Genomic DNA, 393 nt, shown 5'->3' on the forward strand with positions numbered 1-393 from the left:
TATGGCCTTGGTTGACCGCTACACCAGCTTTGACGAGTTGACCACGCCCATGCTCAATGAGTTTGTGGAGAAGGTCGTTGTCCATGAGCGTGTGAGTGTAGGCCGATACAAGCGTAAGCAGAGGGTTGATGTTTATTTCAACTTCATCGGGCTGGTGGAACTGCCCACCGAGCCGGAGGACGAAGCCCCCGCTGCCGCAGAACCGCCCCAGGAGCGGTATGTGGCCGTGAATACCAGCTTTGCCCCGCTGGGCGAGTACCTTTCCCAGCAGACGGAGAACAGCGTTACCCTCTCTTTCGCAGACGTTGAGCGGGTGATCGGAAAGCCCCTCTGCAAATCGGCGTTCAAATTCTACTCCTATTGGTATCCAGGCGGCAACCGCCCGATCTCCAA

At 57.0% G+C, this 393-nt stretch carries 1 protein-coding gene; it reads left to right on the forward strand.

What is annotated here, in order from left to right:
* Positions 1 to 393: DUF4368 domain-containing protein (locus D1646_RS18355; protein ID WP_160637854.1), on the forward strand; the 393-nt coding region annotated here is incomplete at both ends.

Source organism: Pseudoflavonifractor sp. 60 (assembly GCF_009911645.1).
GTDB lineage: Bacteria > Bacillota > Clostridia > Oscillospirales > Oscillospiraceae > Lawsonibacter.